At 62.2% G+C, this 25651-nt stretch carries 27 protein-coding genes; 10 read left to right on the forward strand and 17 right to left on the reverse strand.

Going from position 1 to position 25651, the window contains the following annotated elements:
- The 3 genes from lptD to rsmA form a co-directional block, all read left to right on the forward strand.
- On the forward strand, positions 1–852 hold an 852-nt coding region (gene lptD / locus ABI213_RS12125), incomplete at its 5' end, for an LPS assembly protein LptD (protein ID WP_348027270.1).
- A 33-nt stretch (positions 853–885) separates the two neighbouring features.
- On the forward strand, positions 886–2262 hold the full coding sequence (locus ABI213_RS12130) for a peptidylprolyl isomerase (protein WP_348027272.1): 1377 nt from the start codon (positions 886–888) through the stop codon (positions 2260–2262).
- On the forward strand, positions 2259–3053 hold the full coding sequence (rsmA, locus tag ABI213_RS12135; RefSeq protein WP_348027274.1) for a 16S rRNA (adenine(1518)-N(6)/adenine(1519)-N(6))-dimethyltransferase RsmA: 795 nt from the start codon (positions 2259–2261) through the stop codon (positions 3051–3053). Before ABI213_RS12130 ends, rsmA begins: the two co-directional genes overlap by 4 nt.
- Before the next feature lie 46 nt (positions 3054–3099).
- Here the strand turns inward: rsmA and ABI213_RS12140 are convergent, their stop codons facing one another.
- The 9 genes from ABI213_RS12140 to ABI213_RS12180 form a co-directional block, all read right to left on the reverse strand.
- Positions 3100–3303 (reverse strand): hypothetical protein, encoded by a 204-nt coding sequence (locus ABI213_RS12140; RefSeq protein ID WP_315190412.1) that lies wholly within the window; start codon positions 3301–3303, stop codon positions 3100–3102.
- On the reverse strand, positions 3282–3710 hold the full coding sequence (locus ABI213_RS12145) for a barstar family protein (protein ID WP_315190415.1): 429 nt from the start codon (positions 3708–3710) through the stop codon (positions 3282–3284). The genes ABI213_RS12140 and ABI213_RS12145 overlap by 22 nt, the downstream gene beginning before the upstream one ends.
- Before the next feature lie 42 nt (positions 3711–3752).
- Positions 3753–4106 (reverse strand): ribonuclease, encoded by a 354-nt coding sequence (locus tag ABI213_RS12150; protein WP_348027285.1) that lies wholly within the window; start codon positions 4104–4106, stop codon positions 3753–3755.
- Positions 4107–4313: 207 nt separating this feature from the next.
- Positions 4314–6647, reverse strand: a complete 2334-nt coding sequence (locus ABI213_RS12155; protein WP_348027277.1) for an NADP-dependent malic enzyme — start codon at positions 6645–6647, stop codon at positions 4314–4316.
- Between the two features lie 120 nt (positions 6648–6767).
- Positions 6768–7019, reverse strand: a complete 252-nt coding sequence (gene infA, locus ABI213_RS12160; RefSeq protein WP_092757223.1) for a translation initiation factor IF-1 — start codon at positions 7017–7019, stop codon at positions 6768–6770.
- A 50-nt stretch (positions 7020–7069) separates the two neighbouring features.
- A complete protein-coding gene (locus ABI213_RS12165) occupies positions 7070–7306 on the reverse strand; it encodes a hypothetical protein (RefSeq protein WP_348006506.1) in 237 nt (78 codons plus the stop codon).
- Between the two features lie 300 nt (positions 7307–7606).
- The gene (locus ABI213_RS12170; protein ID WP_348006505.1) at positions 7607–8986 is read right to left on the reverse strand and encodes an aminopeptidase P N-terminal domain-containing protein; all 1380 of its coding nucleotides are present in this window, start codon (positions 8984–8986) and stop codon (positions 7607–7609) included.
- The gene (gene murU, locus ABI213_RS12175; RefSeq protein WP_348006504.1) at positions 8983–9693 is read right to left on the reverse strand and encodes an N-acetylmuramate alpha-1-phosphate uridylyltransferase MurU; all 711 of its coding nucleotides are present in this window, start codon (positions 9691–9693) and stop codon (positions 8983–8985) included. The genes ABI213_RS12170 and murU overlap by 4 nt, the downstream gene beginning before the upstream one ends.
- 102 nt (positions 9694–9795) lie before the next feature.
- Positions 9796–11247 (reverse strand): aldehyde dehydrogenase, encoded by a 1452-nt coding sequence (locus ABI213_RS12180; RefSeq protein ID WP_348006503.1) that lies wholly within the window; start codon positions 11245–11247, stop codon positions 9796–9798.
- A gap of 220 nt (positions 11248–11467) precedes the next feature.
- On the opposite strand from ABI213_RS12180, the gene ABI213_RS12185 reads away from it, so the two are divergent.
- On the forward strand, positions 11468–12751 hold the full coding sequence (locus ABI213_RS12185) for a D-amino acid dehydrogenase (RefSeq protein WP_348027279.1): 1284 nt from the start codon (positions 11468–11470) through the stop codon (positions 12749–12751).
- Between the two features lie 42 nt (positions 12752–12793).
- Complete coding sequence (locus tag ABI213_RS12190) at positions 12794–13705, forward strand: LysR family transcriptional regulator ArgP (protein ID WP_348007130.1); 912 nt, start codon at positions 12794–12796, stop codon at positions 13703–13705.
- A gap of 114 nt (positions 13706–13819) precedes the next feature.
- Here the strand turns inward: ABI213_RS12190 and ABI213_RS12195 are convergent, their stop codons facing one another.
- The 3 genes from ABI213_RS12195 to ABI213_RS12205 form a co-directional block, all read right to left on the reverse strand.
- Positions 13820–14524, reverse strand: coding sequence for a flagellar basal body L-ring protein FlgH (locus ABI213_RS12195; protein ID WP_348007131.1), 705 nt, complete (start codon positions 14522–14524; stop codon positions 13820–13822).
- A gap of 14 nt (positions 14525–14538) precedes the next feature.
- Positions 14539–14841 (reverse strand): hypothetical protein, encoded by a 303-nt coding sequence (locus ABI213_RS12200; protein WP_348007132.1) that lies wholly within the window; start codon positions 14839–14841, stop codon positions 14539–14541.
- 276 nt (positions 14842–15117) lie between these two features.
- Positions 15118–15498, reverse strand: coding sequence for a hypothetical protein (locus ABI213_RS12205; protein WP_348014745.1), 381 nt, complete (start codon positions 15496–15498; stop codon positions 15118–15120).
- A gap of 366 nt (positions 15499–15864) precedes the next feature.
- On the opposite strand from ABI213_RS12205, the gene ABI213_RS12210 reads away from it, so the two are divergent.
- On the forward strand, positions 15865–16491 hold the full coding sequence (locus ABI213_RS12210) for a TetR/AcrR family transcriptional regulator (protein WP_348007134.1): 627 nt from the start codon (positions 15865–15867) through the stop codon (positions 16489–16491).
- 40 nt (positions 16492–16531) lie between these two features.
- Here ABI213_RS12210 and ABI213_RS12215 read toward each other — a convergent pair whose 3' ends face one another.
- Entirely contained in the window at positions 16532–18187 is a 1656-nt protein-coding gene (locus ABI213_RS12215; protein WP_348007135.1) for an alpha-amylase family glycosyl hydrolase, read from the reverse strand.
- Between the two features lie 153 nt (positions 18188–18340).
- On the reverse strand, positions 18341–19216 hold the full coding sequence (locus ABI213_RS12220) for a metallophosphoesterase (RefSeq protein ID WP_348007136.1): 876 nt from the start codon (positions 19214–19216) through the stop codon (positions 18341–18343).
- Between the two features lie 151 nt (positions 19217–19367).
- Here ABI213_RS12220 and ABI213_RS12225 point away from each other — a divergent pair, with 151 nt between their 5' ends.
- Together ABI213_RS12225 and ABI213_RS12230 are read left to right on the forward strand one after the other, a co-directional pair.
- The gene (locus ABI213_RS12225) at positions 19368–19550 is read left to right on the forward strand and encodes a hypothetical protein (RefSeq protein WP_348007137.1); all 183 of its coding nucleotides are present in this window, start codon (positions 19368–19370) and stop codon (positions 19548–19550) included.
- A 51-nt stretch (positions 19551–19601) separates the two neighbouring features.
- Positions 19602–19787, forward strand: a complete 186-nt coding sequence (locus ABI213_RS12230; RefSeq protein WP_348007138.1) for a hypothetical protein — start codon at positions 19602–19604, stop codon at positions 19785–19787.
- On the opposite strand, the gene ABI213_RS12235 is transcribed toward ABI213_RS12230, so the two are convergent.
- Positions 19784–20746, reverse strand: coding sequence for a LysR family transcriptional regulator (locus ABI213_RS12235; RefSeq protein WP_348007139.1), 963 nt, complete (start codon positions 20744–20746; stop codon positions 19784–19786). The two genes, ABI213_RS12230 and ABI213_RS12235, sit on opposite strands and share 4 nt — an antisense overlap.
- A gap of 409 nt (positions 20747–21155) precedes the next feature.
- Between ABI213_RS12235 and ABI213_RS12240 the strand changes: the two genes are divergently transcribed.
- A complete protein-coding gene (locus ABI213_RS12240; RefSeq protein WP_348007140.1) occupies positions 21156–21707 on the forward strand; it encodes a hypothetical protein in 552 nt (183 codons plus the stop codon).
- Between the two features lie 74 nt (positions 21708–21781).
- Here the strand turns inward: ABI213_RS12240 and ABI213_RS12245 are convergent, their stop codons facing one another.
- Together ABI213_RS12245 and ABI213_RS12250 are read right to left on the reverse strand one after the other, a co-directional pair.
- Positions 21782–23644, reverse strand: coding sequence for a phosphoenolpyruvate carboxykinase (GTP) (locus ABI213_RS12245; protein WP_348027281.1), 1863 nt, complete (start codon positions 23642–23644; stop codon positions 21782–21784).
- A 506-nt stretch (positions 23645–24150) separates the two neighbouring features.
- Complete coding sequence (locus tag ABI213_RS12250; protein ID WP_348007437.1) at positions 24151–24300, reverse strand: hypothetical protein; 150 nt, start codon at positions 24298–24300, stop codon at positions 24151–24153.
- 198 nt (positions 24301–24498) lie between these two features.
- Between ABI213_RS12250 and ABI213_RS12255 the strand changes: the two genes are divergently transcribed.
- On the forward strand, positions 24499–25651 hold a 1153-nt coding region (locus ABI213_RS12255), incomplete at its 3' end, for an AAA family ATPase (RefSeq protein ID WP_348027283.1).

Raw genomic sequence — 25651 nt, forward strand, 5'->3', positions numbered from 1 at the left:
GTGAACACGCCGTACCGCAACCAAAGCTATCTGCCCAACTACGATTCGGCGCTGAACGACTTCAACTTTGCCACCGTTTTCACCGAAAACGCATTTGGCGGCAACGACCGTATCTCTGACAACAACCTGCTCACGCTGGGCCTGACGACGCGTTTCCTGGAACCTGCGACCGGTGCCCAACTGGCCCAGTTTGGCGTGGCCCAGCGCCTGCGCTTCAAGGACCAGAACGTCACCTTGCCCGGCGGTGCGCCCGCCACCGACCGACTGAGCGATTTCCTAGTCGGTGCGTCTTTGAACTGGGATCCGCGCTGGACCTTTGATACCACGGTCCAGTACAACCCGGACACCGGTCGCTCCGAGCGCGCCAGCGTCGGTGGGCGTTGGAACCCTGGCAACTACCGCGTCATCAGTGCCGCCTACCGCTACCAACGCAACTCCAGTGCCACGGCTGCCGACGGCAGCGAGCAGATTGACATCGGCTGGCAATGGCCGCTGAGCGCCCTGTGGGGCGACAAAGGCCAGGACCTGGGTGCCGGGCAAGGCCAGGGCGCAGGCCGCTGGTACAGCGTGGGCCGCCTGAACTACAGCATGTACGACCGCAAGCTGGTCGATGGCGTGGTGGGCTTTGAATATGATGCGGGTTGCTGGTTGGGTCGCATCGTGCTGGACCGCACGCAAACCGGCACCAACACCGCCGCCAACCAAAAGATTTCGTTCCAGCTGGAGTTTGTCGGCTTCACCCGCCTGGGTGTGGGCACCAACCCCCTGTCGGTCCTGAAAGAAAATATCCCCCGCTACCAGTACCTGCGCGAGCAGACCACCACCCCTAGCCGCTTTAGCCAGTACGACTAGCCTTTACGACCCCTTCTTTCTCCTATCTGTACCATGAGCAATCGTTTTTTTCGCATGACGCTGCTGGGCTTGGCGGCAATGGTGGCCCTGACCGCATCTGCCCAGGGCCTGCGCCCTTCGTCCGGTGCGGGTACCGGGTTGACGGGAAATATCCCCGTTCGTACCTCCGATGCGCAGCGCCAGGCGGACTACATCGTCGCCGTGGTCAATTCCGAGCCCATCACCAATAACGAAGTGCGCGCCCGCGTCCTGCGTACCGTGCAACAAATGGCCCAGCAGGGCACACAGGTCACCGAAGCCGACCAGGCCGCGGTGATGCGCCAGGTGCTGGACCGCCTGATCCTGGAGAAAGCCCAGTTGCAACTGGCGGCCGAGACCGGATTGAAGGTGGACGATGCTGCAGTGGATGCGGCAGAGCTGAACGTGGCTCGGCAAAACCAGCTGGACGTGCCCGAGTTGCGCCGCCGGATGGTGCAAGACGGCATGGTGCCCACCCAGTTCCGCGAAGAACTGCGCAACCAGCTTATCCTGAACCGCCTGCGCGACCGCGAAATCGATGCCCGTCAGCGCATCAGCGATGCCGAGGTCGACCAGTACCTGCGTGACCAACAGGCCAACACCGACCCCAGTGCCCTGGAACTCAACCTGGCCATGGTGCTGGTAGCCGTGCCCGAAAATGCTACTCCTGAGCAAGTCGCCACTCTACAGGCCAAGGCCGAGAGCCTGCGCGCCCAGGCGGTTGCGGGTGCAGACTTTGCAGCTTTGGCCCGCAATGCCTCGGATGCGCCCGACCATGCCCGTGGTGGTGCCATGGGCATGCGTCCGGCCGACCGTTACCCCGATATCTTTGTGGAGGCCACCCGCGGCCTCGAGACGGGCGGCGTCAGCGCCGTGGTGCGCTCCGGTGCCGGTTTCCATATCTTGAAAGTGCTGGACAAACGCCAGGGCGGCATGGCCACCACCGTGACCCAGCAGCATGCGCGCCACATTCTGCTGCGTACTGGCCCGCGCCTCACCGAGGCCGCCGCCGTCGAACGTTTGAACGACTTCAAGCGCCGCATCCAGAACGGCCAGGCCGACTTTGCCCAGTTGGCCAAGGAAAGCTCGGTCGACAGCAGTGCAGCCCAGGGCGGTGACCTGGGCTGGTCCAGCCCCGGCCAGTTCGTGCCTGAATTTGAGGAAACCCTGGACAAGCTGGCCCCTGGCCAGATTTCGGATCCGCTGGTGTCGCGCTTTGGTGTGCACCTGGTGCAGTTGCTGGAGCGCCGCGAGGCCGCCGTGACCCCGAAAGAGCAGCGCGAAATTGCCCGCGGCATCGTGCGTGAGAAAAAGCTGGACGAAGCCTATGCCCGTTGGTTAGAGCAGGTGCGTTCGCGGGCCTACGTCGAATTCCGCGAACCTCCCCAGTGAAGCACATTCCGCGTAAACGCTTCGGCCAGCATTTTCTGGCCGACCGCGGCATCATCGACAGCATCGTCGATGCCGTCAACCCGCAGCCCGGCGACCACATGGTCGAAATCGGCCCTGGCTTGGCCGCATTGACGCAGCCGCTGGTGGAGCGCCTGGGCCACCTCACCGTGGTCGAACTGGACCGTGATTTGGCCGTGCGCCTGCGCCAGCACCCGCAGCTTACTGTCGTCGAATCTGATGTGTTAAAAGTGGACTTTACGCAGTTCCCATCAGCACAAGCAGCTACAGATTTGGAAGTAACGGCTCTGAAGAAACTGCGCGTAGTGGGCAACCTGCCCTACAACATTTCCACGCCCATCCTGTTCCATTTGCTGGACGCGGTGGCGGTGGTGCAAGACCAGCATTTCATGCTGCAAAAAGAAGTGATTGACCGGATGGTGGCCCGCCCGTCCACCGCTGCCTATGGCCGCCTCAGCGTCATGCTGCAGTGGCGTTACGCGATGGAAAACGTGCTGTTCGTGCCGCCCGAATCGTTCGACCCACCCCCGCGTGTCGACAGTGCCGTGGTACGTATGGTGCCCCACGCAGACCCGGCGGCCGTGCCGGTGCAACTGCTGAGCGAAATCGTCCAGGTAGCCTTCAGCCAGCGTCGCAAAATCATGCGCCACACCCTGGGCAAATGGCTGACCGAGAAAGCCTATGCGGGTGTATTCGACACCCAGCGTAGGGCCGAGGAGGTGCCGGTAGCCGAGTACGTGGCCCTGGCCTTGGCGGTCGCCGCGCAGACGTAAAAAAGCCCGTCCAAGGACGGGCTTTTTGCTGGGATGCGGGAAGCTGTTAAGCCGCCGCGAGCCAGTAACCGGCGTTAAACGGGCTGCTCATGCGCAGCGCGAAAGGAGAAACGTCCACCAACTTGTCGGTGGGCATTTTTTCGCCGGATTCGGTCAACTCGATGCCTGAGACGGCATCGCTGCCTGCCTCATTCGCCCGTTCTGCTTGGCTGGTGTGTGCAGAACGGGCTACAGAAAAGAATAGAAGCATCGGAACGGTATCTTCCGGTCTCCCCAGTAGTCGGCGGCTTCGCGGAAGATGTCCAGCAGTTGCTCGCGCGCTTCCTTGTCGAACTTGGCATGGGCGGGGATTTGCTCCAGCACCACCACAAAACCAGGCTGTGGGCCCGATTTATGCAGGGGATCTGTCATGCAGTCATACAGCGCGTCAAAGTTCTTGCCGAAATGGGTCGGAAAGGTGAACTGCTGGGCGATCATGTCCAGCACGTCCTGTTTGCTCTGGGCATTGGCCAGGTTGGCATACAGAAAATGCTGGCCCAGGCCCACCGCCGCGTCTTGCAGGTCTTGCACGCGGAAGGCGCGTATAGACTGCACGATATTGCTTCTTACGTTGCGAAGAGGCATATCCGTCTCCGCTTTCTTTTCATTCATCTTCATGTACCCCGATTTCAAAATTCTATGGAACCAGTGCCCGTACGGCTATTCGACAATACGGCGAAAACTGGCGTAATGGTCACTGGTATAAAAACAAGCATCTGGTGCTCTAGGCGGGCCACCGCACACAATGCGTTTGGCCCCTCGGTTGCCAGCACCCGCCGTTTTCACGGTGTATTCGCGGTAATACCCGCGTTGTTGTGATGGCAAAATTCGTTCACGGTTCCCAAACACCACGCCGTCCTTGTCAAAAGGAAATGGCCCACCTTGCTGGATCAGCTGGTAGGTAACACGACCTTGAGGGGGAAGCTGGGCGATCTGGATGGAGTCCAGGCCACCGACGGGATTGGGTGCCTTGGCATACCCCAATGTGGTGCATAAAACCGATCCAACCAACATGGCCACTGCGAAAATACGCTTGCTGGCTGTGTTTTTCATCGTTGAGACCATAGGGAAATGCACCTTTGGAGAACCTCGGGTTAACCCGGTAATTTCAAGGCGCTAGTGTGCCGTATGTGCCCCAAAAAAGCAAGGGGCTGCCCAAAATTTGGGCAGCCCCTGGGGGATTAGTGCCCACTAAGTGAGCGCTTGCTGGCGAATTTGGTGTTATCGCACCACGTTGGCATCGGCGACCGTCAAGGCCGTCATGTTTACAATTCTTCGTACTGTTGTGCTGGCAGTCAGAATGTGTACAGGTTTTGCGGCACCCAGCAGCACCGGGCCAATCGCAATATTGCCGCCTGCAGCCATTTTCAGCAGGTTGTAGGCGATGTTGGCGGCATCAATGTTAGGGAACACCAGTAAATTCGCATCACCGACCAGAGGACTGTTGGGCATGGTGGCGGCGCGCGCGGCGCCGTCGAGCGCGATGTCGCCATGCATTTCGCCATCCACTTCCAACCAGGGCGCTTCGGTTTGCAGCAATTCCAGCACGCGGCGCATTTTGACAGCGCTGGGCTGGTTGCTTTGGCCGTAGTTACTGTGGGATAGCAGCGCCGCCTTGGGTTTGATGCCAAAGCGCATCATCTCTTCGGCCGCCATGACGGTGATTTCGGTTAATTCTTCGGCCGTAGGGTCGTAGTTGACGTGTGTATCGACCAGGAACACCTGGCGGCCCGGTAGCATCAGTCCATTCATGCAGGCATAGATCGGCACGTCTTGCGGCGTGCTGGAGCAGCCACCCGCACGCTTGCCGATTACCTGGTCGATGTAGTGCAGATGGATGGATGTGTGGCCCCAGGTGCCGCAAATCATGCCGTCCACTTCACCTTTGTGCAGCAACATGCCGCCAATCAGCGTCAAACGGCGGCGCATTTCGATCTTGGCCATCTGCTCCGTGACACCTTTGCGCTCGGTCATGCGGTGGTAGGTTTGCCAGAAATCGCGGTAGCGGTGGTCTTGCTCGACGTTGACGATGTCGTAGTCCAGTTCCTCGCGTAGACGCAAGCCAAACTTTTGGATGCGTTCGGCGATGACGCTTGGGCGACCAATCAAGGTAGGACGTGCCAGACCCTCGTCCACCACGATCTGGCAGGCGCGCAGCACGCGTTCTTCTTCGCCTTCAGCGTAGCAGACGCGTTTTTTGGCTGCATTTTTAGCCGCATCGTAGATGGGCTTCATCGTCGTGCCAGAGGCATAGACGAAGTTTTGCAGGTGGTCGCGGTAGGCATCCATGTCGGTGATGGGGCGCAGCGCCACACCGCTATCAGCTGCGGCCTGGGCCACAGCCGGGGCGATCTTTATCATCAAACGCGGATCAAACGGTTTGGGAATGATGTATTCGGGGCCAAAAGCCAGTTGTTCACCCGCGTAGGCGGCGGCCACCACTTCGCTCTGCTCGGCCTGTGCCAGGTCGGCAATCGCGTGGACGGCGGCGATTTCCATCTCTAGCGTAATCGTGGATGCGCCCGCATCCAGTGCACCCCGGAAGATGTAGGGGAAGCACAGGACGTTGTTGACCTGGTTCGGGTAGTCGGTGCGGCCCGTGGCAATGATGGCATCGCCGCGCACCGACTTCACGTCTTCGGGTGAGATCTCGGGGTTGGGGTTGGCCAGCGCCAGGATCAGCGGGTTGGCGGCCATTTTGGCCACCATGTCTTTTTTCAGCACGCCGCCTGCTGACAGGCCCAGGAACACGTCCGCGCCTTCGATGATCTGGCCCAGGGTGCGGGCCGTGGTGTTTTGGGCGTAAACGATCTTGTCTTCGTCCATCAGCTCGGTGCGGCCTTCGTAGACCACGCCAGCAAGGTCGGTGACATAGATGTTTTCGCGCGGGATGCCCAGCTTGACCAGCAAGCCCAAGCAGGCTAGGGCCGCTGCGCCCGCGCCAGAGGTGACCAGCTTGATGGTCTTGGGGTCTTTGCCGACAACTTTCAGGCCGTTCAAAATGGCCGCGCCCACGCAAATTGCGGTGCCGTGCTGGTCGTCGTGGAACACCGGGATCTTCATGCGTTCGCGCAGCTTGCGCTCGACGTAGAAGCAGTCTGTGGCCTTGATGTCTTCCAGGTTGATGCCGCCGAAGGTAGGCTCCAGCGAGGCAATGATGTCGACCAGCTTGTCGAGGTCGTGCTTTTCGTCGATTTCCAGGTCGAACACGTCGATGCCTGCAAATTTCTTGAACAGTACGCCCTTGCCTTCCATCACCGGCTTGGAGGCCAGCGGGCCGATATCGCCCAGGCCCAGCACGGCGGTGCCGTTGGTGATCACCGCGACCAGGTTGCCCCGGCTGGTGTATTTGAAGGCGTTGTTGGGGTCTTTGACGATTTCTTCGCACGGCGCGGCCACACCGGGCGAGTACGCCAGGGCCAGGTCGTGCTGGTTGACCAGCTGTTTGGTCGCCGCGATGGCAATTTTGCCGGGCGTGGGGAACTCGTGGTATTCGAGAGCAGCTTGGCGCAGTTCGGCGCGTTTTTCGTCGGTGTTAGCCGTAGGGTTGCTCATCTGGCGTCTCCTGCCATGGCCGCCGACCGAAATGCGCCGGGCAGTCACTGTGTCAAAGGGACTGCGATTGTAGGGTCCGCCCGAAGGCGATTCCCGTACGGGGTTTTGCTTACCCGCTGATTACGCGAAACGGGTGGACGTAGGTGCACGGCCCGCAATGTGGCGGAAGGTGATGCGGCCTTTGGACAGGTCGTAGGGCGACAGTTCCAGCGACACGTGGTCTCCGGCCAGAATGCGGATGTGGTTCTTGCGCATCTTGCCCGCGGTGTAGGCGATCAGGACGTGGCCGTTTTCCAGCGTCACGCGAAAACGCGAATCGGGCAGGACTTCGGACACAAGGCCCTTCATTTCGATCAGTTCTTCTTTTGCCATTCGTAAATTCCTTGAGGGTAAGACGGTCTATATCAGTAACTTGATAACTTTTAGGCGTGTGCGGCGCTAGGGTTGGTGTGGCGTGCGCGTACCCACTGCAAACCTTGCTCAACCGCGTATTGTGTCGCGGTTGCGGCATCGTCGAACAGACCGATGAAACGCATCACGCGGTCATGCGAGCCATTTTGGATAGAAACCGAGGCACCAAAACGGCCATCGGCACATTCACGGGTCAAAGGAGACAAGAGGTATTTGCCAGCGGCAATGGAATTGTTGTTTTTGTTCATGATGGGAAACTTGGCTCCCTTACTTATGGGTAGCCAGAAATGCGTGTTGTCACACTGCGTTATTTTTATGACGCACTTCCGATGAAATTGCACAGGAGGCAGGTCGTGCGCAGAGCCTGTTATGGGCGCTGCGGGCCAAGTACTTTGAATCTCTGGCCCGCACAGCGTGACAAAGGTGCGGGCAAACTCGGGGTACTTGGTGTGGTCAGTTTTGCGGTGTGTTGGGTTTCACCGCACAAGTTTCATGGCGAAACTGATCTGACCAAGCCCCTGATTATAGCCTAGGCCCGCAAAACTCGCTCAGGCCCGCATCAGCGCCTCAATTTCATCCGGATCCACGGGCACGCCCCGGCTGATCAGTTCGCAGCCATCCGCCGTCACGATGGCGTCGTCTTCGATGCGGATGCCGATGTTGTGGAAGGCTTCGGGCACATTCGGGCCGGGGCGCACGTAGATGCCTGGCTCGATGGTCAGCACCATGCCCGGTTGCAGGATGCGGCTGGGGCGGTTGGTGATGGTTTCGCCGCTCAAGGGGTCGGTGCGCTGGCTGCTGTTGCCCATTTCACTGGCCTCCACGTAGCTGCCGCAGTCGTGCACGTCCATGCCCAACCAGTGGCCGGTGCGGTGCATGTAGTAGGCAAAGTAGGCGCGGCTGGCGATCACGTCATCTACGGTACCCACCTTGTTTTTGTCCAGCAGGCCCACGTCCAGCATGCCCTGCGCCAGCACCTTGACGGTGGCCTCGTGCGGGTCGGTGAAGCGCGCGCCCGGCTTGGTGGCGGCGATGGCGGCGACCTGGCTGGCCAGGACCAGCTCGTACAGGGTGCGCTGCGGGCCGCTGAAGGTGCCGTTGGCCGGGAAGGTACGGGTGATGTCGGACGCATAGCCGTCCAGCTCGCAGCCGGCGTCGATCAGCACCAGTTCGCCGTCGCGCACGGGGGCGGCGTCAGCGCGGTAGTGCAGCACGCAGGCGTTGGCCCCGGCGGCCACGATGCTGCCGTAGGCTGGGTACTGCGAGCCGTGGCGGCGGAATTCGTGCAGCAGCTCGGCATCCAGATGGTATTCGCGCACTTCTTCGCCGTTGCGCAGCATGCGGGCCGACAGTTGCATTGCGCGGATGTGGGCTCCGGCGCTGATCTGCGCGGCGCGGCGCATCGTGGCTTGCTCGGTCGGGTCCTTGAACAGGCGCATCTCGTCCAGCACGCTGCACAGGTCGCGCTGCGTGTCGGGGCAGAGCGCGCCAAAGCGCACGCGGGCGCGCACCTTGTTCAGCCAGCCATCAACCCGGCCTTCCAGCCCTTTGTGGGTGGCGAACGGAGTCCAGACGGCGCTGCGGTTTTCCAGCAGGCGGGGCAGTTGGGTGTCCAGGTCTGCTACAGAATACGCAGCATCCAGTGCAAGTGTGGCGGGCGCTGCGTCCGGCCCGAGTCGGAAACCATCCCAGATCTCGCGTTCCAGGTCTTTGGGCGCGCAAAACAGGGTGGACTGGCCTTCGCCGGTCACCACCAGCCAGGCATTGGGCTCGGTGAAGCCGGTCAGGTAGTAGAAATAGCTGTCGGCGCGGAACAGAAAATCGCTGTCGCGATTCCGCTGCTGCTCGGGCGCGGTGGGGACGATGGCGATGCCGCCAGGGCCGATCTTTTGGGCCAGCAGGGCGCGGCGTTGTGCGTAAATGTTCATGTCAATTCCAATGCTGCAAGTTGTTCAGGGGTGCCGACGTTGTGCCAGGGGCCGTCAAAGCGGGATGCGGTGATGCGTTGCTGGCGGATGCCGTCGAACAGCAGGGGGCCCAGCGCCGCTTTCTGGCCCAGTGGCAGGCTGCGGCACAGTTCGGCGCGCACCAGGGCCAGGCTGCTGTAGGTCCAGCGCTGGCCGTCCGGGCCGGGGCCATCCAGTCCCAGGCCGTTGGCGGCCATGCCGAAGTCGCCCTGCGGGTGGTAAGGTGGATTCGGCACCATCCACAGGTGCGCCAGGGCATCGCTGCGGGCAAAGTCCTGGGCTGCGCCAGCATCAAAGTTAAAAGTGGGCGCGTAAATATCGCCCGCCACCAGCCAGAAGCAGTCGCCCAGCAAGGGCAGCGCCTTGCGGATGCCGCCCGCGGTTTCCAGCGCGCCGCCATGGTCGCGGCCTTCCTGGGAATAGGTGATGTGCAGGCCCCAGCGCGAGCCATCGCCCAGCGCGGCGGGGATTTTGTCTTCCAGCCACGCGGTGTTGATGACCACTTGGCGCACCCCGGCCACCGCCAGGGCTTCCAGGTGCCAGACGATCAGCGGTTTGCCCCGCACCGGCAGCAGCGGTTTGGGCGTGTGGTCGGTCAGCGGGCGCATGCGCTCGCCGCGTCCGGCGGCGAGTATCAGGGCGTGGTCAATCGGGGAATGGGCGGGCATGGAGCAGATTATCGGCGCGAGCTGCGGAATACAGAGTGCTATTGAATAAATAGCTGCTGGCGCAGGTGCAGTCTGCGCCAGCGGCCTAAAACGCTTAAATCTTTAAAACGGGTAGTGCCGGGGCGTGGTTTGCACGGTGATCCAGCGCAGGTCGGTAAACGCCTCAATGCCTGCCTTGCCGCCAAAGCTGCCGATGCCGCTGCCCTTGACCCCGCCAAACGGCATTTGCGGTTCGTCGTGCACGGTGGGGCCGTTGATGTGGCAGATGCCGGACTGGATGCGCCCGGCCACCTGCAGCGCGCGGGCAATGTCGCGGCCAAACACGGCGCTGGACAGGCCGTAGGCGTTGTCATTCGCGCAGGCCACGGCTTCGTCCACGCCGTTGACGCGGACGATGCCTTTGACCGGGCCGAAGGATTCGTCGCTGTAGATCTTCATGGCGGGCGTGACATGGTCCAGCAGGGTGGCGGGCATCAGCGTGCTGTCGGCCTTGCCACCGCACAGCAGGACGGCACCGTGGGCCAGCGCGTCGTCGATCAGCGCGTTGCAGCGCTGCACCGTGGCCATGTCTACGACTGAGCCCAGCACCACGGGACCCTGGCGTGGATCGCCCAGGGGCAGGCTGGCGGCCTTGGCGGCGAGTTGGGCGACGAAAGCATCGGCCACGCTGGCATCCACGATGATGCGCTCGGTGGACATGCAGATCTGGCCGGAGTTGGCGAAGGCCCCGAAGGCGGCGGCGTTCACGGCGGCCTCCAGATCGGCATCGTCCAGTACCAACAGCGGGGCCTTGCCGCCCAGCTCCAGCACCACCGGTTTGAGGTACTTGGCGCAGGTGGCGGCCATGATCTTGCCGACATGGGTGGAGCCGGTGAAGTTGACGCGGCGTACCGCCGGGTGCGCCACCATGGCCTCGACCACGGCGGCGGCATCGGCTGGGGCGTTGGTGATGAAGTTGACCACGCCCGGTGGCAGCCCGGCTTCTTGCAGGGCTTCGATGATCAGGCCGTGGGTGGCAGGGCAGAGCTCCGAACCTTTAAGCACCACGGTGTTGCCGCAGGCCAGCGGCACGGCGATGGCGCGCACGCCCAGGATGACGGGCGCGTTCCACGGCGCCATGCCCAGCACCACGCCCGCCGCCTGGCGCACGCCCATGGACAGGTTGCCGGGCACGTCGGACGGAATGACCTCGCCGTTGATCTGCGTGGTGAGCGACGCGGCCTCTAGCAGCGTGCCAGCAGCCAGGTGCACGTTGAAGCCAGCCCACATCGCCGAAGCCCCGGTCTCAGCAGCCATGGCGGCGATGAAGGCGGGGGCTTTGGCCTCCAGCGCGTGGGCGGCTTTTGTCAGCAGTGCGCGGCGTTGGCCCGGCCCGGTGGCCGACCACGCGGGGAAGGCCGCAGCGGCGGCTTCCACGGCGGCGATGGCATCGGCCACCGTGGCGGCGGGGGCCGTGGTGGCCACCGTGCCGTCCAGCGGATTGCGGCGCTCGAAGGTGGCGCCATTGGATGCCGCGGCGGCCTGGCCGTGGATGAGAAGGGAAATGCGGGGCATACGGTGTCTCCTGGTTTTTTTGCTATGCATAGCGTAGCTGCTCGCGCTTGTCCTATATGCGCCAAGGGGCTATTTTGTTTAAATGCCCCACAGCGCTGGCCGTCGGTGGGCCACACAAGCCACCCTAATTCTGAATTAGAGTTTCTACTAACTAATAGCTTAATAAATTAGACCAACTTATATTGCAGCTTGTTACAGCTTTTGAGTCAGGGAGTGGCGCATGAAAGTATTGATCTTGGGCAGCGGGGTGATTGGCACCTGCACGGCGTATTACCTGGCCAAGGCGGGCCACCAGGTGACGGTCATCGACCGCCAGCCCGGCCCCGCGCTGGAGACCAGCTTTGGCAACGCAGGCGAGGTGTCGCCGGGTTACTCGTCGCCCTGGGCCGGGCCGGGTGTGCCGCTCAAAGCCATCCAGTGGATGCTGATGCACCACAGCCCGTTGGTCATCCGCCCGCTGCTCGACCCTGCCATGTGGCGCTGGGGCGCGCAGATGCTGCGCAATTGCACCGAGGCGCGCTACCAAACCAACAAGGGCCGCATGGTGCGGCTGGCCGAATACAGCCGCGACTGCCTGGTGCAGCTGCGCGCCGACACCGGCATTGCCTACGACGACCGAGCTCAGGGCACACTGCAGCTCTTTCGCACCCAGAAGCAGCTGGACGGCACGGCCAAAGACATCGACATCCTCAAGCAATACAAAGTACCGTTCCAGTTGCTCGACCGCGAGGCCTACCTGCAGTACGAGCCTGCCCTGGCGTTGGTAAAAGAGAAGTTTGTCGGTGCGTTGCGCCTACCGGGCGATGAAACCGGCGACTGCTTCAAGTTCACCAACGCCCTGGCCAAAATGGCCGAGGCGCTGGGCGTAGAGTTCCGCTACGGCGTGCAGATCGAGCGCATTGCGGCGGATGGCCAGCAGATTACTGGCGTGCACACCAGCGCGGGCCTGCTCACCGCCGACAACTATTTGGTCGCCCTGGGCAGCTATTCACCCATTTTGCTCAAGCCGCTGGGCTTTAACCTGCCGGTGTACCCGGTCAAGGGCTATTCGATCACCGTGCCCATCACCAACGCCGCGTGCGCGCCCGAATCCACCGTGATGGACGAAACCCACAAGGTCGCCGTGACGCGCCTGGGTGACCGCATCCGCGTGGGCGGCACGGCAGAATTGGCGGGCTACAGCCTGGAGCTGCACGAAGAGCGCCGCAACACCCTGAACCACGTGGTCACCGACCTGTTCCCCCAGGGCGGTGACACCTCCAAAGCCACGTTCTGGACCGGCCTGCGGCCCATGACCCCCGACGGCACGCCCGTGCTGGGCGGCACGCCCTACCCCAATCTGCACCTGTCCACCGGCCACGGCACGCTGGGCTGGACCATGGCCGCAGGCACGGGCCGGGTGATGGCCGATATGCTGACTCAACGCACGCCGGAGATCAGCATGGAGGGCCTCACCTTGGCCCGTTATGGCAACGGATTTAGCGGCCTCAAAAATACCGGCTGAGACACCGAGCACCGCAACCTGGGCGTAGGTTAAATTCCGGTGATGAGCACCTTTGATCCCGACGCCCTGGAATGCCTGGCCGCCATCGTAGAAGAGGGCGGTTTTGAGCGGGCCGCCCAACGGCTCAACATCACCCAGTCGGCGGTGTCGCAGCGCCTGCGCTCGCTGGAGGCGCAGGCGGGCACGGTGCTGGTGGTGCGCAGCCGCCCGCTCAAGCCCACGGCGGCGGGCCATTTGCTGATCAAGCACACCAAGCAGTTGCGCCTGCTGCGCGCCGACCTGGAGCGCGACATGCAGGAGCTGGCCCCCAGCGCCATGGGAGGTGCACGCGATGAAGAGCGGGTGTCGATTGCCATCAACGCCGACAGCATCGCCACCTGGGCCATGGGCGCGCTGCAGGCCGTGGTGGCGCAGGGCCTGCCGCTGGAAATCATCACCGACGACCAGGATTTCACCCAGGAATGGCTGCGCGAAGGCCAGGTGATGGGCTGCGTAACGACGCTGAAGCAGGCCCTGCGCGGCTGCAAGGTGGTGACCTTGGGGGCCATGCGCTACGTGGCCGTGGCCCAGGCCGCCTATGCCCGCCAGCACCTGCCCCATGGGCTGACGGCGCATAACTTTCGCAGCGTGCCGTTTGTGGCCTTTAACCGCAAGGACGACATGCAACGCGAATTCGTCAGCCAGAAGTTTGGCCTGAAGCGGGTGGCGTTGCGCCAGGTGTTTGTGCCCAGCTCCGAAGGCCAGGTGCGTGCGGTGCGGGCCGGTTGGGGCGTCAGCGTGGTGCCCGAGCTGCTGGTGCGGGAGCTGATCGCCCAGGGTGAGCTGGTTAACCTGCGGCCCGACGAGGCGCTGTTGATCCAGCTGTACTGGCACTGCTGGAACTTGCAGTCCGAGGTGCTGGACACCCTGAGTACCGCGCTGACCCAGGCGGCTGAGGCCGCCCTCTCAGACTAGCCCTTCCCCTAGGCGCTGACACTTCCAGAAACACCGCAGAACTGGCTCTGCCAGGCTGCTGGTGTTGTCCCCAGCAGGGGGGTGGCGAAAACACGCAGTGTGCAGCCTGGGGGGTTACCAAAAACTCAAGCTCTTGGCCAGGATGCGCTGGATCCACGAGCGCGATGCCGTGTCGTTCGCATCGCCGGCGCCTACCAGCTCCAGCCGTGCGTCCACTACGTCGCCCGATGCCACCACATTGCCCGAAGTGAAGTCGACCGGGTTCACCACGCCGGAAAAGCGCATGGTGCTCAAGCCGTTGTTGAACGCAATGCTGCGCTCGCCCGCCACCACCAGGTAGCCGTTGGACAGCACATTGATGACCGAGGCGGCCAAGCGGCCCTGGAACTTGTTGGTGCTGTCGGTGCTGCCCTTGCCCTTGTAGGTATCGCTGCCCGCGGCGCTGGCATCTACGTTCATGATGCCTTTCAAAATGCTGCCCAGCGAGTTGGATTCCGAGCCCGGCCCTTTTTGCGCCAGCGTGCTGGCGCGGCTCAGGTCGCTGTTAGTGACGCTGCTGGCGCTCATGTTCTCGGCGATATCGATCTTCAAGGCATCGCCGATTTTGCGCGGCTTGCGGCGGTCGGAAAACAGCGAAGCGCTGGTCATGTTCTGCTGGAAGATCGCGCCGGTGGCCACGGGCTCGATGTCGGTGGGACTGGGCAAGGGGTTGGCCCGCACCGGGGGCGGGACGATGCTTTCGCTGGCGCAACCCACCAGGGTGGCCAGCAGCAACAGGGGCAGGCAGCGTGACAGTACAAGAGTCGGTGTGGGTGTCATATGCGCTTTCATGTTCAGTTTTCAAAACCCGTGACGATGGCGGTCACCACCGGGGCGATCTTGCTTTGGGTCGACGACCACTTGCCCATGCCATACACCGGGTCCAGCGCGTAGCTGCTGCGTGACAACACCTTGCCGGTGGAGGTGCGCAGGGTCAGGGTGGCGTTGTTGAGGTAGGTTTTATAGTCGTTGGTGAAGGGCGGAATGGCCCATTCAATACTCGCCACATAATGCAGCCACACGTCGCAGGCATTTAAACCGGTTCCGGGTTCGTAAATGCGGCTTTCGATTTGGTGCAAACGCAATTCAGATTGCATGGCCGGTAATATCTCGTTGGCCTGAGAATCGGGATTGAATGCAATACAGACTTTGTTGAAAGTCGGGTGAATATGGTAGACCGTGTCTTTGGCTTTGCTGGGCCCTACCGCAATCACCGTACTGGCCGCAATACCAGAAGCCTTGACCAACTCCAATATGGGAACCGGGGAGAATAAAGAACACGCTGTCTGTACCCCACACAGCGTGCTTATTCCAATAATTCGGCAATATGGTTTTAACATGCGCATCTCTTTATCCATATGGCCGGATTGTTGTCACACCAGGGCGTTAACCGCCTGGGCGGCGGCGGACAAGCCTGTAGACGCGTAGTTGGCCGCCGCGGAAGCGACCGTGCCGACGCCACTGGCGACCGTGCCCACGCCATGGGCGACGGAGTTGTAGGCGCTTTTCAGTTCGTTGGCACCGGAAGTCGCCAGCGCCACGGTATTGTTGGCAACCGCTTTGATTTCATTTTCTACCCCGTTGACGACCTTGCCCAGGGTGCTACTGGCTTGTGATGCGCCATCTATTACCGATGTGGCTATGGCACCAAATTCTTTGGTGGTTTTGTCCACCGCGTTGACCGTGGTTTTTTTCGCTGCCGCGAGGGCTTGCTGGGCCGTCAATGCGGTGGAGGATGCATTATTTATTTTCATAAAAATCCTTTGGGTTAATTGCAAATCGAATGGGTTGAGGGATGGGGTGAATAAATTCTGCCATGTAAGCAATAGTTTCATTTTGAATAAACGGCACGAAAACCCAGCTGTTTACATTTGTTAACATTAGTAAGTCAGAAGGTACACCATGGATATATATCAAAATATAAAGGACCCATTTGGCATTAAAAATATAGATGCATGCTGTACGATAAATAACCCGTTAAATTAATATCTAATAATCAACTTCAGGCGTTGTGTAAGAACAGCCTCTAAGGACTGCACTGCAATCGTTTTTTGTGACCTGTTGGTAACAAAATAGCCAGATGCTGTTTTTAGAGAACCAGCAGGGCTAAAATCGACGCTATGAAACCCTCCGCCCTGGCCAAAGCTCCCAAGATCTCTTTCAAGCAGCAGATGCTGGCTGCGCGCGAAGAAGCCATCGTGCAGACCGTCAACCGCCTGCTGGCCGAAAAAGGCTTTGAGGCGATGACGGTGGACGAGGTGGCCCAGGGCGTGGGCATTGCCAAGGCCAGCCTGTACAAGCACTTTCCCAGCAAGGAAGATCTGGCCGCCGCCGCCATGGTGCGCGTGCTGCACCGCACCCAGGCCTATCTGGACAGCCTGCCCGCAGACGCTGCGCCGCTGGACAATCTCAAAGCCATGGTGCGCTGGGCGATGGAAGTGCAAATGGCGGGCGAAATGCCCTCGCTGCCCAGCCAAAACTCGACCCTGCGGGCCAATCTGATGGGCAACGGCGCGTATTTGGATGCGCTGGTGGGCGTGAGTGACCAGCTGGGCGGCTGGATCCAGGCCGCACAAAAGGCCGGGCAGATCAACCCGCAGATCCCGGCGATTGCCGTGCTCTACACCTTGTTTGCGCGCGCCTGCGACCCGGTGCTGGGCTTCTTGCAGGCCAGCGGCCAGTACAGCGATGCCCAGGTGGTGGAGTGGGTGCTGGGCACCTGCTTTGAGGGTCTAAATGCCCGCTAGCGCAGGTGCTACCTGCACAGGCAGCTACTAATTAAATAGCTTATTCCGTTTGCAACCAGACGGCGGTGTCGGCGGGCACCCGGCCCTGCGCATCCAGCGCACCGCTGTTCAGCAGCACTTTCGCCCCCGCGGGCAGTGCCAGCGGCTCGGCCGACACATTCACCATGCACACAAAGCCCGAGCCGCGGCTGAACACCAGCGTGCCTTCGGGCGACGGCAGCCACTGCAGGCCATAGCCGCCCAGGCCGATGTCGCTGCGGCGCAGCTGCAGGGCCTGGCGGTACAGGCTGAGCGTCGAGCCCGCGACACCGCTTTGTGCCGACACGCTCAAAGCCGCCCAGGCGGCCGGCTGCGGCAGCCATGGCGGCGCGCTGGTCGGCGGGCTAAAGCCAAAGTGCGGCTGCGCGCCCTCCCACGGAATCGGTACGCGGCAGCCGTCGCGGCCTCGGCTTTTACGGCCGGTTTGCGCAAACATGGGGTCTTGCAGCACGGCATCGGGCAGGTCTTCCACCTCGGGCAGGCCGAGTTCTTCGCCCTGGTAGATGTAGGCCCCACCGGGCAGCGCCAGCATCAGCAGGGAGGCGGCGCGGGCGCGCTGCAGGCCCAACGCAAAGTCGGCGGGTTGGGATAGCAGGTCGTCCAGCCAGCGCAGCGGCGCGGCGGTCTGGGGCCGGGCATAGCGCGACACCTCGCGGGCCACGTCGTGGTTGCTCAGTACCCAAGTGGCCGGCGCACCGACCTGGGCATGGGCCGCCAATGTGCCGGTGATGCTGGCGCGCAACTGCTCGGCGCGCCACGGGGCCACCAGGTAGTCGAAGTTGAAGGCGGTGTGCAGTTCGTCGTTGCGCACATAGCGCGCCAGCCGGTCGCCGGGGTGCACCCAGGCCTCGGCCACAAAAATGCGCGGGTCGGCATAGCTGTCGGCTATTTTTCGCCAGGCCCGGTAGATGGCGTGCACGCCGGGCAGGTCCCAGTGCGGGTGGTGGGCATCTTCGTGGGCGGGCAGGCTGCGCGGGCCCACATCGGGCAGGCCGGCGGCTTTCACCAGGCCGTGCGCCACGTCGATGCGGAAGCCGTCTACGCCCCGGTCGAACCAGAAGCGCAGCGTGGTTTCAAACTCGGCCAGTACGTCCGGGTTGTCCCAGTTGAAGTCGGGCTGCTCGGGGGCAAAGATGCGCAAATACCAGTCGCCGGGCTGGCCGTCGGCATTCGTGGTGCGGGTCCAGGCTGGGCCGCCGAATTCGCTCACCCAGTCGTTGGGCGGGGTGTCGCCGTTCACCCCTTTGCCGGGGCGGAAGACGAAGCGGTCGCGTTCGGGCGAACCGGGAGCGGCTCTGAGCGCCTGCTGGAACCACACATGCTGGTCGGAGCAGTGGTTGGGCACGATGTCGAGCAGCACCTTCAGCCCCAGCGCGTGGGCTTCGTGCAGCAGGGCCTCGGCCTCGGCCAGGGTGCCAAACAGCGGCTCAATGGCGCGGTAGTCGGCCACGTCGTAGCCCGCGTCCTTCATGGGCGAGGGGTACCAGGGGTTGATCCACAGTGCGTCGATGCCCAGGTCCGCCAGGTAGGGCAAGCGCGCGCGCAGCCCGGCAATGTCGCCAATGCCGTCGCCATTGCCGTCGGCAAAGCTGCGCGGGTAGACCTGGTAGACCACGGCGCTGCGCCACCAAGCGGAAGGGGTGTGGGGGGCTGTCATGGGCGATTTCCTAGGTGTGCGAAAGGCGATGGGCTGGCTCAAATTTTGCCACCTGCGGCCGGGTACAGGACGGTTACCGCAGGCTGAATTTTCCCCTGCCGTGCAGCAAAGCTAGTCCTAATTTAATAGCTGCCAGCGCAGGTAGTACCTGCGCTAGAGGGCGATTTGGCTTAAATTTTGGGTTTCGGCCAAAGTGATGCACTGGCTGGCCAGAAAGCCCACCTGCTCGTTCTTGCGCGCATAGCCCAGCGGGTTGGCCACCACCCGGCAGCCATTGTGGGTGTAGTCGCTGGGAGCGTGCAGATGGCCGTGCAGCCAGAGCTGGGCTTGGGGCAGCAGATCGTCCAGCGCATTGCAGAACCCGGCGGTGCCGGGGGTGCGGCCATACCGTGGGTCGGCGCTGTGCAGGCTGGGGGCGAAGTGGGTCACCACCACGGTGTTGCCGTCAAACGGCACGTCCAGGGCGCTGCGCAGCCACTGCTGGCACACCAGGGCCTGCTCGCGGATGCCGTCGGCCAGCATCGGCAGGCCTTGGCGAGTGGCGCTGTTCTTCTTCAAATAGTAGTTGGCGGCGCGAAAGGCCTTGTCGCGCGCCTTGAGCTGCTGCCCCAGGGTGGCCGCGCTGTCGTCAGCGGGCGGGCCGAGAGCATCGAAGTCGCTCCACAGCGTGGTGCCGATAAAGCGCGTGCCCTGCAGTTCCACCACCTCGCGCTCCAGCCAGACCAGGCCCAAGCGGTCGCAGGTGGCGCGCAGCCGATGGTGAGCGGCATCGAAGTCTTGCCCGTCGTATTCGTGGTTGCCGGGTACAAACAGCACCGGCGTGGGCCAGCTGGCACCACCGGCGGAGGGCGGCAGCGGCGAGAAGCGGGCCAGGCCAAAGTCGGCGTCGCCGGTATGGGCCAGCTGCGAACCCGCCTGGTAAGAGCCGATATCGCCCGCCAGCACCAGTACATCGGCACCTGGCGCGGGGGTGGGGGTGAAGTGCGGGTGCACTTCCAGATGCAGGTCAGACAGGAGTTGGATTCGCATGGCGTGCACAGTTTAGGATCGAAAGTGCCCCATTTTGGGCAGAAATGCACGGACTTATGCACGACAGGCATGGCCTAGGGCTTGAAATACTAGGGAAAACCCTTAAGCTAACCCTATTGCAACTTTTCACCGTGCAAACGGTGGTGCCACCATGCTGTCCCTGTTAGCCCAATATATCTTGTTCCATAAATCCGAACCCTCGATCCCTGCGGTCGAAAAGGCCAGTGTCGCCCACGGTTTGATGGAAACCGCTGATGCCCATGCCGGTCGCGATCCCCGCCATGCGGCCGAGTTGCGCACCGCCGCCCTGGCCGCGCTGAGCACCATCCGCTAAAGCCTTTGGCTTTTCTCCTTGCAAGCTTCTCTGTCCAGACGGTAGTCCTCTATGTTTAGCCTACTTGCCCAATCCATTCTGTTTAACCCAACCCGGCCTTTGGCATCGACCGGTCCGTCCGCCGCCCGTCTGGCGCAGGATTTGTTGCACCAGGCCGATGCCTGCGCAGAGCGCGATCCGCACCGTTGCGACGAGCTGCGACACGCGGCCAAGATGTACCTGGCCCTGGCGCGTTAATCCGCCAGTGCGTAGGCCTTTGCGGCCACGCGCGCCACCGTCTGCCGCAGCCACAGGTGGGCGGGGCTGGATTCCATGCGGCGGTGCCACAGGGCATCGACATGCACCGCAGGCACTTCAAACGGCAACGGGCGCTGCTCCAGCACATCGGTGCTACCGATGGCATGGGCAAAATGCTGTGGCAGAACGGTCAGCAGATCGGTCTGGGCGGCGATATGGCCCGCGGTAAAAAACTGGTTCACGGTCAAGGCCACCTGGCGTTTGCGCTGGATCAGGGCCAGCGCTTCGTCAATAAACCCAAACGAACGTCCTGAAAAGCTGACCAGCATGTGCCGCGCCGCACAAAACTGGTCCAGCGTCAGCGTGCCCGCCGCCAGCGGATGGCCGCGCCGCATGGCGCATACGTAGTGGCCGTCGTACAGGCGGTGGTGCGCATACGGTATGCCCTTACCCACCTGGGCGCGGGCGGCCAGATCGGCCAGTACCGCCGGAAAAAACCCCACCGCCAGATCCAGCGTTTCGTCTTCCAGCAGCTTGCGCGGGTCGCGCGAGGCCAGCGGCAGCACATGCAGGGACACGCCAGGGGCCTCGGCTTCCAGGATCCGCAGCAGGCCGGGCAGCAGCTCGGCGGCGGTGGCATCGGCCATGGCCAGCACAAAGCTGTCGTCGGCCTCGGCCGGGGCGAAGGTGCTGGGGGCCAGCGAGCCCTGCAATTGCCGCAGCGACTCGCGCACGGTGGGCCACAGCGCCAGCGCGCGCGGCGTGGGCTCCATTGCGGCCCCATTGCGGCGCACCAGCTCGTCGCCCAGGCTGTCACGCAGGCGGCGCAAGGCGTTGCTGACGGCGGGCTGGGTGAGCGACAGGTTCTGCGCGGCCCGGGTCAGGCTGCGTTCGGCCATGACTTCGTCAAACACACGCAGCAGATTCAGGTCGAAAGTGCGAAAGTTAGGCGGGGTCATGGCGGGGTGGGCAAGGGTTTTGCAGAATTAAAACCGGATTTGTTGCTAAAAAGATACCTAGAGCCAACACTCTAAACCCGTCTATGGGTCAAAACAAAGGGTAAACCCGATGTTTGAATTCATCAATTCAGTTTAGTTATTTTGCCAACTAGTTCCGCTATATTTTATATAGCTACTTGTGCAGGTACACGAAACGCTAGAGCCTGATTTTTCACTTTTTTCAACGTAAAAAAGAGCTTTTAAAGGCTGGCACGGTCGTGCTATTTCAGGGGCTACTCCCACCCCCTTCATCACGGGAGTGAATGCAGATCATCACAAAGATAAATTTAGAAAATACTAGTGCAAACCCTAAGATTCGTTTGCGTTCAAGGCGATCCAGTCCGAAACGCTTTGTTACTAAGGAACACACATGACCCGCTTTATCAACCCCAGCCTCTCCACCGAGCATTCCGGCGTAGCACGCGCTGACTCGGTTGCCACTGCAGCACGTGGTTTTACCCAAAATTTTGACTCTTCCCGTGGCCTGGCCGCCGTGCTGCTCGCCGCCGTGGTGTCCGCCCTGGTGGTGGCCGCTGACCAACTCGTGGACAGCTGGGCCGACGGCCATTTGCTGATGGCCTGGATGGTCGTCTGGGCCGTGGGCTTTGCCGCGATGGCCTTGTTTGCTGGCAGCGCCCGCAACCTGGCCAGCCGTGTGGTCAAGGCACTCGACGCCTGGTCGCTGCGCGAGGCCCGTGCCCGTGCCGACAAGCGCCTGTGGGCCACGGCCCTGAGCGACCCCCGCATCATGGCCGACCTGCAAGTCGCCATGGGCCGTGCCGAACAAGCTGAGGTGGCCGCCACTGCTGTCGCAGAGCGTCCTCAGTCCAACCGTATTGGCCGCGCCATGCTGCGGGCCTTTGACCTGCTGGATGCCCAGGCTTACAGCGCTGCCAACTACCGCGTCAGCTCGCACATCTAAATTCGGCACCGGTCGTCAAAAAGCCCGCCCATCGTTGAGATGGGCGGGCTTTTTTTATGGGGCGCGTAAGAGATTTATACGGCGAGGCGTTTTTCCAGGGCGTTCTTAGTGTCCACCAAAGCCTGGGGCAGGTGGTGGGCTAACTGGGTAAACAGCTCGGTGTGCAGCACCAGTTCCTGGCGCCAAGCGGCAGTGTCGATGTGGGTGACGGTGTCGAACTGCGCGGGCGTGAAGTCCAGCCCGGTCCAGTTCAGCTCGCCGTAGGTGGGGCTGACGCCGAAGATGTTTTCCTTGCCAGCGGCTTCGCCTTCCAGGCGGTCGATCATCCACTTCAGCACGCGCATGTTTTCGCCATAGCCGGGCCAGACGAATTGGCCATCCGCGCCCTTGCGGAACCAGTTGGTGCAGAAGATGGCGGGTGGACGGGTGCCCGAGTGGGCCATTTTTTCGCCTATGTTCAGCCAGTGCTGGAAGTAGTCGCTCATGTTGTAGCCCATGAAGGGCAGCATGGCGAACGGGTCGCGGCGCACCACGCCCATTTGGCCTGCGGCGGCGGCGGTGGTTTCGCTGCCCATGGTGGCGGCCATGTACACGCCTTCTGTCCAGTTGCGGGCTTCGGTGACCAGCGGCACGGTGGTGGAACGGCGGCCACCGAAGATGAAGGCGTCAATCGGCACACCGGCCGCATCGTCCCAGGCATCGTCCAGTGCCGGGTTGTTGGTGGCAGCTACCGTAAAGCGGGAATTGGGGTGGGCGGCCTTGGCACCCGTGGCTTTGGCGATGGCCGGGGTCCAGTCGTTGCCTTGCCAGTCGATCAGGTGGGCGGGCAGGCTGCCGGTGTCTTTTTCCATGCCTTCCCACCACACATCGCCGTCGTCGGTCAGCGCGACGTTGGTGAAGATCACGTCCTTGTCCAGGCTGGCCATGCAGTTGGGGTTGGTGTGGTAGTTGGTGCCAGGGGCCACGCCAAAGTAACCGGCTTCGGGGTTGATGGCGTACAGGCGGCCATCGGCACCGGGCTTGATCCAGGCGATGTCGTCCCCAATGGTGGTGACCTTCCAGCCGTGGAAGCCTGCAGGCGGCACCAGCATCGAGAAGTTGGTTTTGCCACAGGCGCTGGGGAAGGCCGCGGCCACATGGTACTTTTTGCCTTGCGGGTTGGTCACGCCCAGGATCAGCATGTGCTCGGCCAGCCAGCCTTCGTCGCGGCCCATGTTGGAGGCGATGCGCAGCGCAAAGCATTTCTTGCCCAGCAGCGCATTGCCGCCGTAGCCGGAGCCGTAGGACCAGATTTCGCGGGTCTTGGGGAAGTGCACGATGTATTTGGTCTTGTTGCAAGGCCATTTCACGTCGGCCTGGCCCGCCGCCAAAGGTGCGCCCACGGTGTGCACGCACGGCACAAAAGCACCGTCGATGTCCAGCAGCTCCACTACCGCCCGGCCCATGCGGGTCATGGTGCGCATGTTGACGGCCACGTACGGGCTGTCCGACAGCTCCACACCGATGTGGGCAATGGGCGAACCCAGCGGGCCCATGCTGAACGGCACCACGTACATGGTGCGCCCGCGCATGCAACCGGCAAACAGCGGGTTCAAGGTGGCGCGCATCTCGGCGGGCTCCATCCAGTTGTTGGTGGGGCCGGCGTCTTCTTTTTTGTCAGAGCAGATGTAGGTGCGGTCTTCCACGCGGGCCACGTCGCTCGGGTCGCTGCAGGCTAGGAAGGAATTGGGGCGCTTGGCCGGGTTGAGCTGCTTGAACGTGTCGGCCGCCACCAGTTGCTGGCACAGGCGGGCGTATTCGTCCTGGCTGCCGTCACACCAGTAGATGGCATCGGGCTGGGTGAGTGCGGCCATGTCGGCCACCCAGGCCAGCAGCCGGGTGTTTTTGACATAGGCGGGCGCGGTCTGGGCCAGGCCCTGCAGAGTACGTGCGTTCATCGGTGGAGCTCCTAAGTTAAGAATCTTGGACGGATCACGCTGCGCCCTCTGCACGGCCCTGTGGGCACGCAGTGGCCATCCGTAAGTCCGGTCGTTTTTTCAAAAGAGGGCTTCGTGCGGCGGGCACTGCGAGCGGCCTTTTCAGAAAACGGCTTTGCAACCTCGGGGGGCTGGGATGCCGATTCTAGAGACGCATAGCCAAGTTACATAGCGATTACATGCAAATAATATGCAAACGTTGCATGACTATATGCATGAAAGTATGGACATGGGAGCATGCTGACCGGAATAGAAAAAACAAGAAAATAGATGGTTAGCGCATGCAGCGATTGCACTGGCAGCTATCAAAAGCGCAGCGAACAAAAAGCAGGCGAGAAAGAAAACCAGGATGGGGATAAGAAGACAGGCTCTGCGTTGCGAAGAGTCGTGGCGCCAGCCCTGCGCAGGGGCATGACGCTCGTAAATCAATAGCTGCTAGCCCATGCAGGGCGAGCGCCAGGGGCCTATCAGGCCATGGAAACGGCGATAAAAGCCAGCAAGAAAATCAACACACCGCCAACGATGGGCAACACCATGGGAATCAGGGGCACGATGGATTCCACGGCATCGGCCGGGGCGCGTGCGGGGGTGCTGTGGTCGTCGGTGGGTTGGGACATAGGGTTTCCTTGAATTTCGGGGCTCATCGATTCTAAGCGGATAGCCGCACCCGCATGGCGGAGATACGAGCTATTCGTGTTCCGGGAATATTAGCGGCCGAGGTCTTCCCATGCCCCAGCCGCTGCGTTATGGTGCAGAAGCGGCACGGCGGGCTTAGCGCACGTCTTGAACGAACCTCGTTGCTAGGAGCTTGTCTTATGGTGAAGCGTCTGGTTTTTGATCCTGCGAATGCGCAGTTGGTGCCCTCACCCGGCCTCAAAACCGCGCCTGTGCTGGACTTGATGTGTTCGCACTTCGTGCTGACCCTGGTAGCCCGCCAAGGCCCCAAGTTCAATGTGCGGCGCGACCTCAACAGCCTGCTGGCCATGGCCGGGCGCCACTTGGTGTGGCCCCAACCCGTGCTGCTGCGGCTGCGCGAGTTCCTCACCCGGCGCTGCAAAGACAACGAATTCTGGCGCGGCCATAGCGCGCTGGGCACCACCGAGTTTTTGGAACGCCACGGCGTGTGGCGCGGCCCGTACGAAGAAGGCACGCTGTTCTTCTATCTTGACGAATACGCCAAAGACCAGCCCAAGGATTTGCTATCCGCCCTGGCCGTCACCGGCGAATGGCTGACCCACGCACTCAAAAAACAGTCCACCCTGGTGGAAAAGAACATCGATGCGCTGTCCGGCCTGCTGCAGCTCAACAAGGCCGAACGCGCCCTGCTTCTGTACGGCACCCTGGCCCGCTACCAGCGCGACCTGCGCACGATTCTGGTCGAAGTCAAGGTTAACAACGCGCCCGAAGCCTATGCCGCAATCGCCGAAGTCGCCGGGGTTAGCCCGTCCGAAGTGGGCGAGGCCCTGCGGGCCGGCTCGCGGCTGGAGCGCATCGGCCTGGTGGAAAACCTGATTTCCGAACACAACATCACCGACCTGGCCGACCTGATGAAGGTTAGCGAAAAGTTGCCCCCGGTGCTGATGCGCGAATACCGCGACCAAAGCGAGCTGATGGCCGTATTCACCCGCCCGGCCACCAAAAGCGCCCTTGCCTTGAACGATTTCACCTATGTGCTGGACGACGCGCAGGTGCTGGTGTCGCTATTGCGCAACGCCGTGGCGCGCAAGGAACCGGGTGTCAACGTGCTGCTCTACGGCCCGCCCGGCACCGGCAAGACCGAGCTGGCCCGCGTGGTAGCCCAGGCCGCCGGGCTGGACCTGTTCGAGGTCGAATACGCCGACCGCGACGGCAACTCGCTCAGCGGCCGCGACCGCTACCGCTCGCTGCAAATCGCCCAGGTATTCCTCAAAGGCAGCGTGCAGGCCGCGCTGCTGTTTGACGAGGTGGAAGACGTGTTCCCGCCCATCA

This window comes from Rhodoferax sp. (assembly GCF_039922535.1).
In the GTDB taxonomy this organism is placed as follows: Bacteria; Pseudomonadota; Gammaproteobacteria; order Burkholderiales; family Burkholderiaceae_C; genus Rhodoferax_B.

Excerpts from the sequence above, each read along its gene's own strand:
- ABI213_RS12130 (WP_348027272.1), top strand. The coding sequence starts at position 886 with ATGAGCAATCGTTTTTTTCGCATGACGCTGCTGGGCTTGGCGGCAATG.
- ABI213_RS12140 (WP_315190412.1), bottom strand. The coding sequence starts at position 3,303 with ATGCTTCTATTCTTTTCTGTAGCCCGTTCTGCACACACCAGCCAAGCA.
- ABI213_RS12145 (WP_315190415.1), bottom strand. The coding sequence starts at position 3,710 with ATGAAGATGAATGAAAAGAAAGCGGAGACGGATATGCCTCTTCGCAAC.
- ABI213_RS12150 (WP_348027285.1), bottom strand. The coding sequence starts at position 4,106 with ATGTTGGTTGGATCGGTTTTATGCACCACATTGGGGTATGCCAAGGCA.
- ABI213_RS12155 (WP_348027277.1), bottom strand. The coding sequence starts at position 6,647 with ATGAGCAACCCTACGGCTAACACCGACGAAAAACGCGCCGAACTGCGC.
- infA (WP_092757223.1), bottom strand. The coding sequence starts at position 7,019 with ATGGCAAAAGAAGAACTGATCGAAATGAAGGGCCTTGTGTCCGAAGTC.
- ABI213_RS12165 (WP_348006506.1), bottom strand. The coding sequence starts at position 7,306 with ATGAACAAAAACAACAATTCCATTGCCGCTGGCAAATACCTCTTGTCT.
- ABI213_RS12170 (WP_348006505.1), bottom strand. The coding sequence starts at position 8,986 with ATGAACATTTACGCACAACGCCGCGCCCTGCTGGCCCAAAAGATCGGC.
- murU (WP_348006504.1), bottom strand. The coding sequence starts at position 9,693 with ATGCCCGCCCATTCCCCGATTGACCACGCCCTGATACTCGCCGCCGGA.
- ABI213_RS12180 (WP_348006503.1), bottom strand. The coding sequence starts at position 11,247 with ATGCCCCGCATTTCCCTTCTCATCCACGGCCAGGCCGCCGCGGCATCC.
- ABI213_RS12185 (WP_348027279.1), top strand. The coding sequence starts at position 11,468 with ATGAAAGTATTGATCTTGGGCAGCGGGGTGATTGGCACCTGCACGGCG.
- ABI213_RS12190 (WP_348007130.1), top strand. The coding sequence starts at position 12,794 with ATGAGCACCTTTGATCCCGACGCCCTGGAATGCCTGGCCGCCATCGTA.
- ABI213_RS12195 (WP_348007131.1), bottom strand. The coding sequence starts at position 14,524 with ATGACACCCACACCGACTCTTGTACTGTCACGCTGCCTGCCCCTGTTG.
- ABI213_RS12200 (WP_348007132.1), bottom strand. The coding sequence starts at position 14,841 with ATGCAATCTGAATTGCGTTTGCACCAAATCGAAAGCCGCATTTACGAA.
- ABI213_RS12205 (WP_348014745.1), bottom strand. The coding sequence starts at position 15,498 with ATGAAAATAAATAATGCATCCTCCACCGCATTGACGGCCCAGCAAGCC.
- ABI213_RS12210 (WP_348007134.1), top strand. The coding sequence starts at position 15,865 with ATGAAACCCTCCGCCCTGGCCAAAGCTCCCAAGATCTCTTTCAAGCAG.
- ABI213_RS12215 (WP_348007135.1), bottom strand. The coding sequence starts at position 18,187 with ATGACAGCCCCCCACACCCCTTCCGCTTGGTGGCGCAGCGCCGTGGTC.
- ABI213_RS12220 (WP_348007136.1), bottom strand. The coding sequence starts at position 19,216 with ATGCGAATCCAACTCCTGTCTGACCTGCATCTGGAAGTGCACCCGCAC.
- ABI213_RS12225 (WP_348007137.1), top strand. The coding sequence starts at position 19,368 with ATGCTGTCCCTGTTAGCCCAATATATCTTGTTCCATAAATCCGAACCC.
- ABI213_RS12230 (WP_348007138.1), top strand. The coding sequence starts at position 19,602 with ATGTTTAGCCTACTTGCCCAATCCATTCTGTTTAACCCAACCCGGCCT.
- ABI213_RS12235 (WP_348007139.1), bottom strand. The coding sequence starts at position 20,746 with ATGACCCCGCCTAACTTTCGCACTTTCGACCTGAATCTGCTGCGTGTG.
- ABI213_RS12240 (WP_348007140.1), top strand. The coding sequence starts at position 21,156 with ATGACCCGCTTTATCAACCCCAGCCTCTCCACCGAGCATTCCGGCGTA.
- ABI213_RS12245 (WP_348027281.1), bottom strand. The coding sequence starts at position 23,644 with ATGAACGCACGTACTCTGCAGGGCCTGGCCCAGACCGCGCCCGCCTAT.
- ABI213_RS12250 (WP_348007437.1), bottom strand. The coding sequence starts at position 24,300 with ATGTCCCAACCCACCGACGACCACAGCACCCCCGCACGCGCCCCGGCC.